Origin of the sequence: Actinokineospora auranticolor (genome assembly GCF_002934265.1) — a bacterium.
Classification (GTDB): Bacteria; Actinomycetota; Actinomycetes; order Mycobacteriales; family Pseudonocardiaceae; genus Actinokineospora; species Actinokineospora auranticolor.
On the sequence record NZ_PTIX01000014.1, the window covers coordinates 112257 to 127787 of the forward strand.

The 15531-nt window shown below is 71.1% G+C and carries 15 protein-coding genes; 10 read left to right on the top strand and 5 right to left on the bottom strand.

Features of this window, described 5'->3' with window-relative positions; genetic code table 11:
- Positions 1-102 precede the first annotated feature (102 nt).
- From CLV40_RS23700 to CLV40_RS40390, 6 genes are all read left to right on the top strand, one after another.
- Positions 103-2049, top strand: coding sequence for an alpha-1,4-glucan--maltose-1-phosphate maltosyltransferase (locus CLV40_RS23700; RefSeq protein WP_104481186.1), 1947 nt, complete (start codon positions 103-105; stop codon positions 2047-2049).
- Positions 2046-3737, top strand: a complete 1692-nt coding sequence (gene treS, locus CLV40_RS23705; RefSeq protein WP_104481187.1) for a maltose alpha-D-glucosyltransferase — start codon at positions 2046-2048, stop codon at positions 3735-3737. The genes CLV40_RS23700 and treS overlap by 4 nt, the downstream gene beginning before the upstream one ends.
- Entirely contained in the window at positions 3728-5092 is a 1365-nt protein-coding gene (locus tag CLV40_RS38260; protein WP_181043690.1) for a maltokinase N-terminal cap-like domain-containing protein, read from the top strand. Before treS ends, CLV40_RS38260 begins: the two co-directional genes overlap by 10 nt.
- A 65-nt stretch (positions 5093-5157) precedes the next feature.
- Positions 5158-5598, top strand: a complete 441-nt coding sequence (locus tag CLV40_RS38265) for a GNAT family N-acetyltransferase (RefSeq protein WP_181043691.1) — start codon at positions 5158-5160, stop codon at positions 5596-5598.
- 44 nt (positions 5599-5642) lie between these two features.
- On the top strand, positions 5643-5945 hold the full coding sequence (locus tag CLV40_RS23715) for a putative quinol monooxygenase (RefSeq protein ID WP_104481188.1): 303 nt from the start codon (positions 5643-5645) through the stop codon (positions 5943-5945).
- Between the two features lie 8 nt (positions 5946-5953).
- Positions 5954-6076 (top strand): hypothetical protein, encoded by a 123-nt coding sequence (locus tag CLV40_RS40390; protein ID WP_281261687.1) that lies wholly within the window; start codon positions 5954-5956, stop codon positions 6074-6076.
- 85 nt (positions 6077-6161) lie between these two features.
- On the opposite strand, the gene mdlC is transcribed toward CLV40_RS40390, so the two are convergent.
- The 4 genes from mdlC to CLV40_RS23735 form a co-directional block, all read right to left on the bottom strand.
- On the bottom strand, positions 6162-7808 hold the full coding sequence (gene mdlC / locus CLV40_RS23720) for a benzoylformate decarboxylase (protein WP_181043692.1): 1647 nt from the start codon (positions 7806-7808) through the stop codon (positions 6162-6164).
- A 110-nt stretch (positions 7809-7918) separates the two neighbouring features.
- A complete protein-coding gene (locus tag CLV40_RS23725) occupies positions 7919-8524 on the bottom strand; it encodes an NADPH-dependent F420 reductase (RefSeq protein WP_104481190.1) in 606 nt (201 codons plus the stop codon).
- Between the two features lie 27 nt (positions 8525-8551).
- Positions 8552-9280 (bottom strand): SDR family oxidoreductase, encoded by a 729-nt coding sequence (locus tag CLV40_RS23730; RefSeq protein WP_104481191.1) that lies wholly within the window; start codon positions 9278-9280, stop codon positions 8552-8554.
- Positions 9281-9301: 21 nt separating this feature from the next.
- Entirely contained in the window at positions 9302-9694 is a 393-nt protein-coding gene (locus tag CLV40_RS23735) for a cupin domain-containing protein (protein WP_181043693.1), read from the bottom strand.
- Between the two features lie 226 nt (positions 9695-9920).
- Here CLV40_RS23735 and CLV40_RS23740 point away from each other — a divergent pair, with 226 nt between their 5' ends.
- The 4 genes from CLV40_RS23740 to CLV40_RS23755 all read left to right on the top strand — a co-directional run bounded on the left by CLV40_RS23740 (position 9921) and on the right by CLV40_RS23755 (position 13532).
- A complete protein-coding gene (locus tag CLV40_RS23740) occupies positions 9921-10970 on the top strand; it encodes an ankyrin repeat domain-containing protein (RefSeq protein WP_104481193.1) in 1050 nt (349 codons plus the stop codon).
- A gap of 5 nt (positions 10971-10975) precedes the next feature.
- Positions 10976-11284 (top strand): muconolactone Delta-isomerase family protein, encoded by a 309-nt coding sequence (locus tag CLV40_RS23745; RefSeq protein ID WP_104481194.1) that lies wholly within the window; start codon positions 10976-10978, stop codon positions 11282-11284.
- Between the two features lie 20 nt (positions 11285-11304).
- Positions 11305-11997: an EthD domain-containing protein gene (locus CLV40_RS23750; protein ID WP_104481195.1), complete on the top strand. Its 693-nt coding sequence runs from the start codon at positions 11305-11307 to the stop codon at positions 11995-11997.
- Between the two features lie 302 nt (positions 11998-12299).
- Complete coding sequence (locus tag CLV40_RS23755; RefSeq protein ID WP_146108203.1) at positions 12300-13532, top strand: MFS transporter; 1233 nt, start codon at positions 12300-12302, stop codon at positions 13530-13532.
- 61 nt (positions 13533-13593) lie between these two features.
- Here the strand turns inward: CLV40_RS23755 and CLV40_RS23760 are convergent, their stop codons facing one another.
- On the bottom strand, positions 13594-15222 hold the full coding sequence (locus CLV40_RS23760) for an NAD(P)/FAD-dependent oxidoreductase (protein ID WP_104481197.1): 1629 nt from the start codon (positions 15220-15222) through the stop codon (positions 13594-13596).
- Positions 15223-15531 lie beyond the last annotated feature (309 nt).

Below are 15531 nucleotides of genomic sequence, written 5' to 3' on the forward strand. Positions count from 1 at the left end.
GCTTCGTCAACTACGCGCATTCCCCGCGAATTGATGGCTGCCCCGGAACGGGCCCGGTCACTCTGTCAACCGAGGCGGTGCTCGGGACAGAAGGCGGTCGACATGGTGGGGCGTGTGGTCGTGGAGGGGGTTCGGCCGGTCGTCGCGGGAGGCGCGTTCCCCGGGCGGGCGGTGGTCGGCGAGCACGTGCCGATCTCGGCGACGGTGTGGCAGGAAGGCCACGAGGCGGTGGCCGCCACCGTGGTCTGGCAAGGTCCGTACGGCGGCGGTCGCGCGCGCATGACCCCCGACGGCGAGGACGGGTTCGTCGCGACCATCGTCCCCGACGCGGTGGGGCGCTGGACGTTCCGCGTCGACGGGTGGCGCGACCCGTGGGCGACCTGGCGGCACAAGATGACCGCCAACCTCGCGGCGGGCCTGCACGCGCCCCAGCTGCGCAACGACTTCGCCGACGGCGCGCACCTGCTCGAACGCGTCGCCTACCGGCCCGACCGCCGCGCGGAGCGGGACCTGCTGCTCGCCGCGGCCGACGCGCTGCGCGACGCCGACCGGACCCCGCGCGAGCGGTTCGCCGCCGCGATGACCGACGAGGTCGAGCGGGCCATGCGGGAGTTCCCCGTGCGCGACCGGTTGACCAAGGGCAGCACCTGGCAGATCTGGGTGGACCGCCCGCGCGCGCTCTTCGGTTCCTGGTACGAGATGTTCCCGCGCTCCACCGGGGGCCGCGCGCCGTCCGGCAAGCCCGTCCACGGCACCTTCGCCACCGCGCGGAAAGACCTCGACCGCATCGCGGACATGGGGTTCGACGTCGTCTACCTGCCGCCCATCCACCCCATCGGCAGGGTCAACCGCAAGGGCCGGGACAACCGGATCGTCGCGGGCCCGGAGGACGTCGGTTCGCCGTGGGCCATCGGGGCCCGCGAAGGCGGCCACGACGCCGTGCACCCGGATCTCGGCGCCATCGACGACTTCGACCGGTTCGTCGCCCGCGCGGCGGAACTGGGACTCGAGGTGGCACTGGACTTCGCGCTCCAGTGCGCGCCCGACCACCCGTGGGTCTCCGCGCACCCCGAGTGGTTCCACACGCGGTCCGACGGGTCCATCGCCTACGCGGAGAACCCGCCCAAGCGCTACGAGGACATCTACCCGCTGGACTTCGACTCCGACGCGCGGGGTCTGCGCGGCGAGGTGCTGCGGGTGGTCGAGCACTGGATCGACCACGGGGTCCGGATCTTCCGGGTGGACAACCCGCACACCAAGCCACCCGCTTTCTGGCACTGGTTGATCTGGGCCGTCAAACGCGACCACCCGGACGTCCTCTTCCTCGCCGAGGCGTTCGCCAACCCCACCAAGCTCTACGGCCTGGCCCGTCTCGGTTTCACCCAGAGCTACACCTACTTCACCTGGCGCGACACCAAAGCCGAGCTGACCGAGTTCGGTGAGCAGCTGGTGGAGCGCGCCGACGAGATGCGCGGAAACCTCTTCGTCAACACCCCGGACATCCTGCCCAAGAGCGTGCAGGACAACGGTGAAGCGGGTTTCGCCATCCGCGCCACCCTCGCCGCGACGCTGAGCCCGACCTGGGGTGTCTACTCCGGATTCGAGCTGTACGAGGACCGGGTGCTGCGTCCTGGGACGGAGGAGTACGCGGCATCGGAGAAGTACGAGCTGCGACCTCGCGACTACGCCACCGCGCACTCCCTGGCACCCTGGGTGACCAGGCTCAACCAGATCCGCCACGCGCACCCGGCCTTGCGGCAGCAACGCGGCCTGGTGTTCCACAAGACCGACAACGAGAGCCTGATCGCCTACAGCCGTACGGATCCGGGGACGGGCCAAACCGTGCTGTGCGTCGTCACCCTTGACCCGTGGGTGATGCAGGAGGGCACGGTCCAGTGGGACCAGACGGCGTTCGGGCTGGCCGAGGGTGCGCTGTTCGCCGTGCACGACCAGGTCAGTGACGAGTTGTACGGCTGGCACGGCGATGACTACGTCAAGCTCGACCCCCGCCGCGCGGTCGCGCACATCGCGGTGGTGGTGCGCCCGTGACCACGCTTCCCGGTGACGACCTGGACTGGTTCAAGCACACCGTGTTCTACGAGGTGCTGGTCCGCTCGTTCAACGACTCCGACGGCGACGGTGCCGGCGACCTCCGCGGTCTGGTGGAGAAGCTGGACTACCTGAAGTGGCTCGGCGTGGGCTGTCTGTGGCTCCCGCCCTTCTACGCGTCCCCGCTGCGCGACGGCGGGTACGACATCAGCGACTTCCGTGCCGTGTTACCGGAATTCGGCACGATCGAGGACTTCGTGCACCTGCTCGACGAGGCCCACCGCCGCGGTCTTCGCGTGGTGACCGACCTCGTCGTCAACCACACCTCCGACCAGCACCGCTGGTTCCAGGAGTCCCGCCGTGACCCCAACGGCCCTTACGGCGACCACTACGTGTGGAGCGACGACGACTCGCGCTACCCGGACGCGCGGATCATCTTCGTCGACACCGAGACCTCCAACTGGACCTTCGACCCCGTGCGCAGCCAGTTCTTCTGGCACCGCTTCTTCTCCCACCAACCCGATCTCAACTACGACAACCCGGCCGTGCAGGACGCCATGATCGATGTCATGCGGTACTGGCTCGACCTCGGGATCGACGGGTTCCGGGTGGACGCGGTGCCGTACCTGTTCGAGCGCGAGGGCACCCACTGCGAGAACCTGCCCGAGACCCACGACTTCCTCAAGCGCTGCCGCAAGGTCATGGCCGACGAGTACCCGGGCCGGGTGCTGCTGGCCGAGGCGAACCAGTGGCCCGCCGACGTGGTCGAGTACTTCGGCGACGCGGGCATCGGCGGCGACGAGTGCCACATGGCGTTCCACTTCCCGCTGATGCCGCGCATCTACATCGCGCTGCGCCGGGAGAGCCGGTTCCCCATCTCGGAGATCCTGGAGCAGACACCGGTGATCCCGTCGGGCTGCCAGTGGGGGATCTTCCTGCGCAACCACGACGAGTTGACGCTGGAGATGGTCAGCGACGAGGAACGCGACTACATGTACGCCGAGTACGCCAAGGATCCCCGGATGAAGGCGAACATCGGCATCCGGCGACGGCTCGCGCCGCTGCTGGACAACGACCGCCGTCGACAGGAGCTGGTCACCGCTCTGCTCTTGTCGCTGCCCGGCTCCCCGGTGCTCTACTACGGCGACGAGATCGGCATGGGCGACAACATCTGGCTCGGTGACCGTGACGGCGTGCGGACGCCCATGCAGTGGACCCCGGACCGCAACGCGGGTTTCTCCCGCTGCGACCCCAACCGCGTGGCGCTGCCGGTGGTCTCGGACGCCGTCTACGGCTACCAGGCGGTCAACGTCGAGGCGCAGCTGGCGATGGAGTCGTCCCTGCTGCACTGGAACCGCCGCATGCTGCACATCCGCGCCGACCACCCGGCCTTCGGCGTCGGACGGTTCGTCGAGCTGGTCTCGCGCAACCCGAGCGTTTTCGCGTACCTGCGGGTCGCGGAGGACGCGGCGCCGGATGTGGTCCTGTGCGTCAACAACCTGTCCGGTCGACCCCAGGCGGTCGAGCTGGACCTTGCCGCGCACGCGGGGCGCCACCCGGTCGAGCTGACCGGCGGCCTCACCTTCCCCCGCGTCGGCGACGGGCCCTACGTGCTCACACTGCCCGCCTACGGGTTCTTCTGGTTCTCCCTTGGTGTCACCGAAACCGGAGGTGTGCGATGTCGTTGACCGCCGTCGACCTGGTACCCGCGCTGCTGCCCCGGGTCGCGCGAGCACTGCCCGCCTGGCTGCCCCAACGGCGCTGGTTCGCCGGGAAGGGCGCGCCGCTGGTCGCGGTCGAGCTGACCGCGGCGGCCCGCTTCGCCGACCAGGCGAGCAAGTCGTTCGGGGTGCTGGCCGTCGCCGAGGTCCGCTACGCGGGCGGCAAGGCCACCGAGCGCTACCAGCTACCACTGGGCTTCAGCCCGACACCGCCCGAAGGCGAGCCGGTCATCGCCTGGCTGGACGGCCTGGCCGCGTACGACGCGACCGGCGACCACGAGCTGACCTCGGAGCTGCTGCGGCTGATCGGGCGCGACCACGACCTCGGCGAGGTGCGGTTCACCGCCGAGCCGGGCGGGGAACTCGCGTTCGCGCACCGCAACGGGATGCGCAGCCGCCGGATGACGGCCGAGCAGTCGAACACGTCGATCGTGTTCGGGGACCGGTTCATCCTCAAGCTTTTCCGCCGCCTGTCGGACGGGGTGAACCCGGACCTCGACGTGCACCGGGCGCTGGGGCGCGCGGAGAGCAGGCACGTCGCGCCGCTGCTGGGGGCCATCGAGGGGCCGGGCGTGACCTTCGGCGTCCTGCACTCGTTCGTGGCCGACGCGGTCGACGGGTGGCGGCTGGCCGTCACGGAGGCGTGCCAGGTCGCGCGCGGTGAGGACGTCTCACGTTTCCTCGACGAGGCGCGCGGGATCGGCGCGGCGGTCGCCGCCGTGCACCGCGACCTCGGGCAGCACTACGGGACCGCGCCGCTCGACCTGGCGGCGGTGCGGCGTCGGCTACTGGCCACTTTGGACAGCGCGGTGCCCGTGGTGCCCGCGCTGACCTGCTACGCGGACCGCCTGCGGGAGCTGTTCGACGGCCTGGACGCCCCCGCGGCGACGGCGCAGCGGATCCACGGCGACCTGCACCTCGGCCAGGTGCTGCGCACACCGGCGCGGTGGCTGCTGATCGACTTCGAGGGCGAGCCGTCGCACCCGATCCCGGTGCGCACGGCCGCGCAGTCGCCCCTGCGGGACGTCGCCGGGATGCTGCGGTCGTTCGACTACGCGGCCGAGCACGAGTTGCAGTTCGGCGTGGCGGAACACTTCCACGAGCACGCGTGCGCCCGCGTACGCCAGTGGGCGGCCGACGCCCGCGACGAGTTCTGCGCCGGGTACGCGTCGGGGTCGGGCGTCGACCCCCGGGCGCACGGCGACCTGCTGCGCGCCTTCGAACTGGAGAAGATGTTGTACGAAGCGGAGTACGAGACGCGCAACCGCCCGGACTGGGTCCGCATCCCGCTGCGCACCCTGCGCCCGACCCTGGGCGAGTGATCCCCCCACGGCCCGGCCACCCGTGCCCCCGGGTGGCCGGGCCCCCTTTCGGGCACGATGGACCCGTGCTGGAGATCAACCCCTTGACCGCGTCGGACCGCCCGGACTGGGACACCGTGGTCCGCGCCTACAAGCGACACTTCGACTCCGACGTCGACGACACCCTGTACGACCACACGTGGCGCAGACTGCTCGACGGCACCGAGATCCACGGCGCGCTCGCGAGAGTGACCGGGACGCCCGTCGGCCTGGTCCACTACTACTACCACCAGAGCGTCTGGTCGGCGGGCAACTGCTACCTGCAGGACATCTACGTCGACGAGACAGTCCGCGGTCAAGGCATCGGCCAGGCCCTCGTCGACTGGCTGACCCACCAGGCGAAGACCCACGGCGCCGCCCGCCTCCACTGGCACACCACCCAGGACAACACCCGGGCCCGCGCCCTCTACGACAAGGTCACCACCTACAACGGTTTCATCGCCTACGCCCGCCCACTCCACGACTAGCGCTTGGCGTACCGTAAGCGCGAAATCGACGACAGGAGAGTGTGATGTGGGCACTGGTGGTGCGGTTCAACCTGCGCGATGAACAGGCGGCGAAGGGATTCGACGCACTCGTGGCCGAGACCCTGCCAAGGATCATCGCCACCGAACCGGGAACCCTGGTCTACGCCGTCCACGACGTGGCGGACGCCCCCTTGTCGCGGGTCTTCTACGAGGTGTACGCGGACAAGACGGCGTTCGACGCGCACGGGGACCAGCCCCACATCAAGAGGTTCCTGGCGGAACGAGCCCAATACCTGACCGACTTCCGCGTCGAGTTCCTGGAGTCGTTGACCGGCAAGGGCGTCTAGTCACTACGATGCGTGACCAGCCGCCGGGCCTGCTCCGTTCGTCGTCCACCGGGTTCGCCGCGACCTTGCCCGCGCTGCTCGAAGCCATTCTCGGTGGGTTCAGCGCCACCACGATCCGAATGGTCGACTGAACTCGACAGCCGACTCGGGTCGGGCAGACGAACCGGCCGGGTGTGCTGAGGGGGAGCACACCCGGCCAGTTCCGTGGGCTCGTTCCTACAAGCGGAACAAGCCCGGATCCGCCACCACGACGTCCAGCAGCACCGGTCCCGGTGTCGCGAAGGCCGTCTTCAGCGCCTTCTGCAGCTGTTCCGGCGTCTCCACCCGCTCCGCCGGGCAGCCGAAGCCGCGGGCCAGGCCTGCCATGTCGACGCCGCTGAGGTCCCAGCCCGCCTGCCAGGTCTCGCGGTCCTGCTCCTGGAGGTAGTACTTCAGGGACAGGTAGCCCGCGTTGTTCGGGATCACGAACGTGACCGGCAGGTCGTGCTGGGCCGCGGTCCACAGGGCGTGGATCGTGTACTGCGCCGAACCCTCCCCGGTGACGGCCACGACGCGGCGGTCCGGGGCGGCCAGGGCGAAGCCGACGGCGCCCGCGAAGGGGAAGCCGAGGGCGCCGCTGGCGGTGGCGAAGTAGTTGTTGTCCACGCCCAGGGGCAACTGCTCGTGGAAGTCCGCGCGGGCGATGGGTAGTTCCTCGAACACCGCCGCGTCGGCGGGGAGCTCCTGGGCCAGCAGGTGGAACAGGTACGCCTGGGTCAGCGGGGACGACGCCCGCGGGACCTCGTACACCGGCCGCGTCGGTGGGGCCTGCTCGCGGGCTCGTACCAACGGGACCAGGTCGCGCACGGTCTGGCCCGGGGGCAGCACGTAGCTGGTCCCCGCCATCGCCCAGGAGGCGGCTTCCGGGTCGTCGGTGAAGTGCAGGAACTCGACGTTCTCCGGGAGCTGGGGCTGGGGCGTGAGGTCCGGTTCGACGGGGGTGGTGGGGAAGATGTCGGCCGTGGTGAACAGGGTGAACATCGGACTGCCGAAGACCGCCACCACGTCGTGGTCGGCCAGCTTCGCCGAGATCATCTCCGGGATCGGCGGCAGCACGCCCGCGAACAGCGGGTGGTTCTCCGGGAAGCTGCTCCGCGGCCACACCGGACTCCCGTGCACGGTCGCGTTCAGCTTCTCCGCCAGGCTGATCAGGTCGTGCCGGGCACCCTGGGTATCGATGGTCGGCCCCGCGACGATGCCGAGGTTCCTGGCACCGCTCAGTTTCGCCGCCACCTCGGCCAGCACGGCCGGGTCCGGCACCACCGCGGGCACCACGGCCCTCGCCGGCAGCGGGACCGTGCTCGCGGGCCTGCCCCAGTCGTCCTCCGGAACGGCGACGTAGACCGGGCCCTTGGGGACCTGGTTGGCGATGTTGTACGCCTTCAACAGCAACGCGGGCACGTCCTGCGGTCGCGCCGCCTCGGCCGCCCACTTGATGTACGGCTGGGGCAGCTGCGTGGCGTCCCGCGCGTGCAGGAAAGGCTCGCCCTGCAACAGCTTCCGCGCCTGCTGGCCACCGAGGATGACCATCGGCGTGTGGGAGCTGGCCGCGGTGTAGACCGAACCCATGGCGTTGCCCAGGCCGGGGCCGCCGTTGATGACGACCAGGGACGGGGTGTCGGTGGCCTGGGCGTGACCGTCGGCCATGCCGACGACCGTGGCCTCCTGCAGGCCGGTGATGAAGCGGAAACCCGCGGAGGGCCAGTCCTCGAAGAGCTTCATCTCGGTGTGGCTGGGGTTGCTGAAGATCGTCGTCAACCCGAGGTCCCGCAGCAGGTCGAGGGTCGCCTCCCGCACGGTCCGCGCGGTCGCTTCGATGGTCACGGTGCACACACTCCTGGAATTGCCTTACCCGACGAACACTTCCGATGCTCCCGAACCGGACTCGCGACCACCAAGCCCGCGCCCGGTACTGCGTCGACTCGGGCGCGCCGCTACCGGGAGTACGGCACGTCGGCCGGGCGCAGCGCCACGTTGAACACCGCCGTGCCCGGCTGCTGCCGCCGACCGCCTTCGGCCAGCGAACCGGTGTCCAGCGGCGCGAAACCGATGTCCGACACCAGGTCCGACACCACCCGCTTGGCCTCGGGGTCGTCGCCCGCCACGAACAGCGCCAGCCGGTCCTCCGGCGGCGCGGCCAGCACGCGGTAGTACAGCGTGTTGATGGACTTCACCACGCGCGCGCCGGGCAGGTGCGCGGCCAGCAGCTCGCTGGAGGTGGTCTCGCCCGAGTCCAGCTCGGCGATGCGGCCGTCGCGCGGCCGGTCGTAGTTCATCGTGTCCACCACGATCTTGCCGGTGAACAGGTCCGCGGGCAGGTCGCGGTAGCGGCCGAACGGGATGGCCAGCACCACCACGTCGCCGTACGCGATCGCGGACTCGATGGTCGCCGCGTTGCCGCGCGGACCCAGCCCGGCCACCAGACCGGCCAGGGTGTGCGGTCCGCGCGAGTTCGCCACCGCGACCTCGTGGCCCGCGCGCACGAGCAGGCCCGCGACCGTGCCGCCGATGTCGCCGCTGCCGAGGATGCCGATCCTCATCCGAAAGTCCTCCAGGTCGTCGCACTGTCACACGAGCAGGGAACCACCGTCCACGTCGAGCACCGCGCCGGTCACGAACCCGGCCGTCATCAGGTAGACCGCGGCCTCGCCGATGTCGGTCGGGGTGCCGACGCGCCGGGCGGGCGCGGTCTCGGCGAAGCCGCGGAAGATCTCCGCGCGGTCCGCCTCCGGCACCGACGCCCACATCTCCGTGTCGGTCAGACCCGGCCGGACCACGTTGACCCGGACCGGGGCGAGTTCGACGGCCAGCGCGCGGCCCAACGCCTCCACGGCGGCGAAGGCCACCGAGACCGCGGCGCGGCCGGGAGCGGGCCGCACGGCCATGCCGCCGGTGGTGAACAGCAACGACTTCGCGCCCGCCGCCACCGCGTGCCGGGCCGCCCGCCAGGTGCCCCACAGCTTCCCGTCGACGACGCCGCGCGCCGCCTCGACGTCGGTGTCCGCGAACGCCCCGCCGGACGAACCGGGCGTCGCGGTGATCACGAGGTGGTCGACGGCGCGCACCCGCTCGAACAGCGCGGCGACCGACGCGGCGTCGGTGAGGTCGCACGGCAGCGCGCGTACCCGACCGGGGTCCGGCAGCGCGCGGGCGACCCGGTCGGCGACGGCCGCCGGGTCACCGCCCCGGGTCGTCACGACGACGGTCGCACCCCTCGTCGCGGCCGCGCGCGCGACCCCGAGTCCCATGCCGCTGCTGCCGCCGATCACCAGCACCGTCGCACCGCCGAGCGTCACTCGTCGTCCTCCGAGGGGTTGTCAGGACTTGTGGTCGTACTCGTACTCCGCCGCGGCGGGCGCCGGGTCGTCGACGAACTCCGTGACGACCTTGGCCGCGGCGTGGATGTTGACCATCTTCACCCGCCCCTGCGGCGACCCGTGGAAGGCGTGCGGCACCCCGGCGGGCACGACGCACACGTCGTCCGGGGTGGCCTCGAAGATCTCGCCGTCGGCCTCCAGCACCACGGTGCCCTCGGTGATCACGAACAGTTCGTCGTAGGGGTGGCGGTGCCGGTGCGGGCCCAGGCAGGCGGGCACGTCGACGATGAACGCCGACACGGCCGCGCCGTGGTCGCCGCCGTCGAAGATGTAGGCGCCGACCTCGCCGTTGAGCCGGACGGTCGGCAGCGAGTGCTTCTTCACGATGAGCACGGGTCCTCCTTCCACTCCACGTCCGTGGTCTACACGAGCGGGCGGCCGAAGTCCCGTGGAGCTGACGTAGTACGCGGATCACGGTCCCGGATCCACCCGCCGCGGTCATAACGGAGTCGCTCGGTTCGCCGGTGACATCACTTAGTGGTGGCCTGGACCGGGCCGGGGCGTTGACCGGCACGGCTCGCGGCTGTGACGTTGGGGTCCCGAGGAGGAGGACCGTCCAATGAGTACTGACCCAACCGGAACGGGCGTCCGGCTGGTCGAGGCCGCTTGGCGCGGGGACCATGCCGCGGCCGCCGAACTGCTGCGCGAGGGGGCCGGTGTCGACCACCGGGACCCGAGGTCCGGCCTGACCCCGCTGATGATCGCCGCGGGCCGGGCCGACGCGGCCGTGGTCCGGCTGCTGCTCGACGCGGGTGCCGACGTGTACACGACCGACCCGGGCGCGGGCGCGACCGCGCTGCACAAGGCCTGCCAGGGCGGCAGCCTCGAGGTCGTGCACGCACTGGTCGGCGCGGGCGCGTTCGTCGACGCCGTGGTGCCGACCACCGGGCACACACCGCTGATGGACGCCCTGTGGTTCAAGTTCCCCGACATCGCCGCGTTCCTGCTCGACCGGGGTGCCGGGCTGAAGCTGTACACGCACTACGGTTTCTCGCTGCGCGAGCACTTCGCGTACGAGCTGAACGTCAACACCACCGGCAAGGACCTGTTGCTCCTGGCGGAGAAGCACCTCAACGCGCGGCAGACCGCCGACGCCGAGGCCGTCGAGCGGCAGGCGCTGATGGCCGCGGTCACCCGCGACGACGTGGCCGAGGTGCGCTCGCTGCTGGTGGCGGGCGCCGAGGTCGACGAGCGCTTCCCCAGGCTCAACGGCTTCAACGACTGGCACACCCCGCTGCTGGTGGCCGCGCGCGACGGCCACACGGAGATCGCGCGGTTGCTGCTGGCCGCCGGGGCCGACGTCAACGCCGTCGAAGCGACCTTCGGCGCCGTGCCGCTGCACAAGGCCGTGTACAACGGCCACGTCGAGCTGACCCGGCTGATCGCCACCTGGCCCGGTGTCGACCTCGACTTCCAGGGCGCCACCAACGGCTACACGCCGCTGCACGACGCCCTGTGGCACGGCTACGAGGACTGCGCGCGCGCCGTGCTGGAGGCGGGCGCGTCGGTGTCGCTGCTGGGGCACGACGGCAAGACCCCGCTGGACCTGGCCACCGAGGTGTTCGGTCCCGACCACCGCCTCACCGGCCAGATCCGGGCGAGGGGTTGACGCGGATGCTGTTCTACGTGCAGATGAGGTGGAACCACGAGGGCCGCATCTCCCTCGACGAGCTGTGGGACATGGAGGCCGAGGAGGCCGACCACGCCCAGGAGACCATCGATTCCGGCTTCTGCGTCGGCATCTGGAAGGTGGCCGCGCAGAAGCGGATCGTGGCCATCATCGACTCGCCGGACGCCGAGGAGCTCGACCGCACCGCGCTCGGCCGCCTCCCCATGCGCGAGTACCTGGAGTTCGAAGAGGTGTGGCCCCTGCGCGACTACCTCGGCTTCGCCGACGACGTGCGCAAGCGCTACCGCGTCTAACCCCCGACAGGAGTCCTGGCATGATCCACCAACTGATCTTCGCGGCCCCCCGCCCCGGCCTGTCGGTCGAGGACTTCCAGAACTACTGGCGCGAGGTGCACGCGGTCCGGTACGCGTCGAAGATCCCGCAGATCCGCAAGTACAAGATCGATACGACGGTCTCCGGCGTCACCCCGGAACCCCTGTGGTACGGCGTCGCCGAGATCTGGCTGGCGAACGAGACCGACCAGCTGGCCTCCCTGCAGACCGACGAGTTCCTCCAGGGCGCCCGCCTCGACGAACCGAAGTGGGCCGCCTTCTGGCAGACCCTCGTCCTCGACACCGACGCCCACGTCCTGCTGGAGGGCGACATCCCCGGCACGGCCGAACCCGGCGGCGCCAAGCTGATCCGCCTGGCCAAGCGGGCCGAGGGCCTGCCGCTGGCCGACTTCCGCGAGCAGAGCCTGGGGGCGCAGGGCGAGCTGGCGCTGCGGATCCCGGGCCTGCGCAGGTACCTGCAGGGCCACACCAGGGATGGCGCGTACGGCGTGGGCGAGGCGGTGCTGGACGTGGCCTACCAGTACTGGTTCTCGTCGGTGGCGGAGTTGGAGGAGGCGCGCCGGTCGCCGGAGTTCAAGGTGGCGGAGGAGCAGCTGCTGACGATCGCGCGGCCGCGGTACGTGCACGACCTGGTGGTGGAGGAGCACTGGATCATCGGCCCGGACGCCCGCTGACCGGACCTACCGACCTGCTCGCGCCTGCCGGAGAACTCCGGCAGGCGCGGTCGCTCGTTCGGGGGTTGCGGCCTTGTGGTGGAGGTCGTCGAATGACGGGCTGGTCCACCGCGACATGACGTTCGCCGGTGCCGGTAGGGCAGGCGAAGTCACTGTGTGCCGGCGGGGCGAACGGGTGGCTCAGGGATAGGTCGTACTTCGTCAAGTGCACGGAGGGGAACCCGGCTCGTGGAGTAGCGAACGGAGTGTGTTCGCGGGCGAGAAGGCCGGGTTGGTGGGTGGATACGGTGGCGTGGGCTCTCGTGAAGGGAAGGCTTGCGCTGATGGCCGTGGTGGAGCAGGGGATAGCGCCCCGCAGCAAGGTGGCGCTGGGGATCTTGGGGCTGGGTGCGTTCGTCGTCGGGACGGCCGAGTTGGTCGTGGTGGGGGTGCTCGACCTGATCGCCCTCGACATCGGGGTGCGGGTCAGTACCGCCGGTCTGCTGGTGACCGCTTACGCCGTCGGGATCTCCCTCGGCGGCCCGATCGTCACCGCGTTGACGATTCGGTTGGGGCAGCGGGTCTTGTTGTGGGTTTCGTTGGCCGTTTACGTGGTGGGCAACGGGTTGGCGGTGGTGGCCAGTGATTTCGGGCAGATGCTCGTGGCGCGGGTGCTCACCGGGACGATCCACGGGTTGTTCATCGGGGTGGCGAGTTCGGTCGCCGCGGCGTTGGTGCCCGCCGCGTACCGGGGGCGGGCGATCTCGATCGTGTTCGGCGGGATCGGGGTGTCGACGGTCCTCGGCGTCCCGCTCGGCGCGTTCATCGGTCAGGCGCTCGGGTGGCAGGCCGCTTTCGTGGGGATCGTGGGACTCGGGGTGGCCGCGCTCTGCCTCACCATCGGGCTGGTCCCGGCGGTGCCGGAACTCGGCAGCGCGGACCTGCGCTCCCAGGTGCGCCACGCCCTCGCCCCGCGCGTGCTCGGCATGCTGGCCGTCGGGCTCCTGCTGATGGGCGGCCAGTTCTCCGCCTTCACCTACCTCGCCCAGTACCTCGGGCGGGTCACCGGCGTCACGGGCGAGTGGGTGAGCGTCTTCCTCTTCGCCTACGGCATCGCCTGCGCCGCGGGCATCTTCATCGGCGGGAAGTTCGCCGACACCAAGGCGTACACCACCCTGGTGACCGCGAACGTCGTCCTCGTCGGCGTCCTGCTCCTCATGCACTTCCTCGGCGGCTCCCCGGTCGTCGCGATCGCCTCGCTGCTGGTGTGGGGGTTGTTCGGCTTCGGGCTCGTCCCCGCCTTCCAGCTCCGCGTGATCACGCTCGCCGGGGAGGGCGCCGACCTGGCCGCCACCCTGGGCGCTTCGGCGGTCAACGCGGGTATCGCGATCGGGGCGGTGCTCGGCGGATCCGTGGTCACGAACGCCGGTGACCCGAGCCGGGTCTTCCTGGTCGCCTTCGCCGTCTGCGCCGTCGCGCTGCCCTTCACCCTGGCGACCCGCTGGTACACCGCGCCGCGGCGCGCGGTACCGGACGAGGCGGCGGTGGCGGTGTAGGTCCGCCGCACCGGTGGTGCGCCGGGACGACACCCTGCGGTCGTCCCGGCGCACCCGCGCGTCAGCTCTCGGCGCGGTACCGGTGGACCAGCGACACGGCCATCGCGCCCTCGCCGACGCCCGAGGCGATGCGCTTCACCGACCCGGAGCGGACGTCGCCCGCCGCGAACACGCCCGGCATGCTGGTCTCCAGCGGCAGCGGCAGCCGGGGCAGGTCCCAGTCCGGCAGCGGGTCATCGAGGTCCGGGCCGGTCAGCACGAACCCGCGGTCGTCGCGCCGCACCACCCCGTCCAGCCACGCCGTGCGGGGCTGGGCGCCGATGAAGGTGAACACGAACTCGGCCGGGTGCTCCTCCGCCGCCCCGGTGTCCACATCGGACAACGTGATCCCGGTGAGCCGCTCGTCGCCCGCGGTCGCCGTGATGACGGTGCGCGGCCGGACCTCGATGTTCGGCGTCGCCTCGATCTCGTCGATCAGGTAGCGGGACATGCTCTTGGCCAGGTCGTGCGCGCGCAGCAACATGGTCACCTTCGCCGCCGTGCGGGCGAAGTGCAGTGCCGCCTGGCCCGCCGAGTTCGCCCCACCGACGATCCACACGTGCGAGTCCGCGCACGAACTCGTCTCCGACGCCGTCGCGCCGTAGTAGATCCCCGCGCCCTCGAACCGCTCGGCGTCGACAGCGTCAAGTCGTTGGTACGACAGGCCGCTGGAGAGCAGCACCGTGCCCGCGCTGATCTCCCGCCCGTCCGACAGCGTCAGCACCCGCGCCCGGCCCGCGCGCCGCAGACCCACCGCCGACACCGGCGACAGCACCTCGGTGCCGAACCGGCGGGCCTGGTCCACCGCGCGCCTGGTCAGCTCCGCGCCGGTGATCCCGGCGGGGAAGCCGAGGTAGTTCTCGATCCGGCTGGACGTCCCGGCCTGCCCGCCCGGCACGTACGCCTCCAGCAGCACGGTCGAGAGTCCCTCCGACGACCCGTAGACCGCCGCCGCCAGCCCGGACGGGCCCGCGCCGACGATCACGATGTCGTAGTGCGGCCTGCCCGCGTCCCAGGTGAGGTTGAGCGCGGACAGCAGGTCGGTCTGCGTCGGGTCGGCCAGTTCGGTGCCGTCGGGCAGCCGGACGACGGGCCGCACCGGCGCGTGCTCCGGGGCGTCCACCTCGACGAACCGGAACGGCTGGTGCAGCCGGGTGAGGAAGTCCCGCAGCCGGTGCGTGGCCGGGGCGAACCGGTGACCGGTGACGGTGATCCCGCCGTAGGGCGGCTGGTAGTCCGCCCGCCAGTCGTCGAGCAGCTCGTCGAGCACCGGGTACAGCCGCTCGGTCGGCGGCTCCCACGGCTTGACCAGGTAGTGGTGCAGCCGCACCCGGTTGATCGCGTCGATCGCGACCTCCGTGTCGGCATACCCGGTCAGCAGCACCCGCCGCGCGTCGGGGCAGCGGTCCAGCGACTCGGCGAAGAACTCGATCCCGGTCATGTCCGGCATGCGCTGGTCGACCAGCAGCAGCGCGGGCTCCTGGTCCCGCTCCCGCAACCGGTCGATCACCCGCAGGGCCTCCGCCGCCGAACCGGTCGCCACGACCCGGTAGTCGCGCTGGTAGGCCCGGGTCAGGTCGCGGCGGATCGCCCGCAGCACGTGCGGGTCGTCGTCCACGGCGAGCAGGACCGGGCGAGCGGCGTCAGGCATGGCGGTCTCCGCGGGGGTGAGGTCGGGGTCGCCCGGACCGGGGTGCCGGGAAGAGTTTTCCGGGCAGGGCGGTGCGCGGGCGGTAATCGGTCGTTTCGAGCGTAAGCGCGTTGTCGCGAAACGGCCTCCGTGGACCTGACGGAGTGCGCGGGTGATTTCGGGTGGCGATTTCACCGGTAAACGGCAGGCCGCGGCGAACACTTGACGCAATGGCCCACCCACTACTCCGGTTCCCCGCCCGACTTGGGCAAGTGATGCCGCCACCCCGGTCGCCGCCTTGTCGCGGCGGGCCCGGCCGCTGTTCACTCG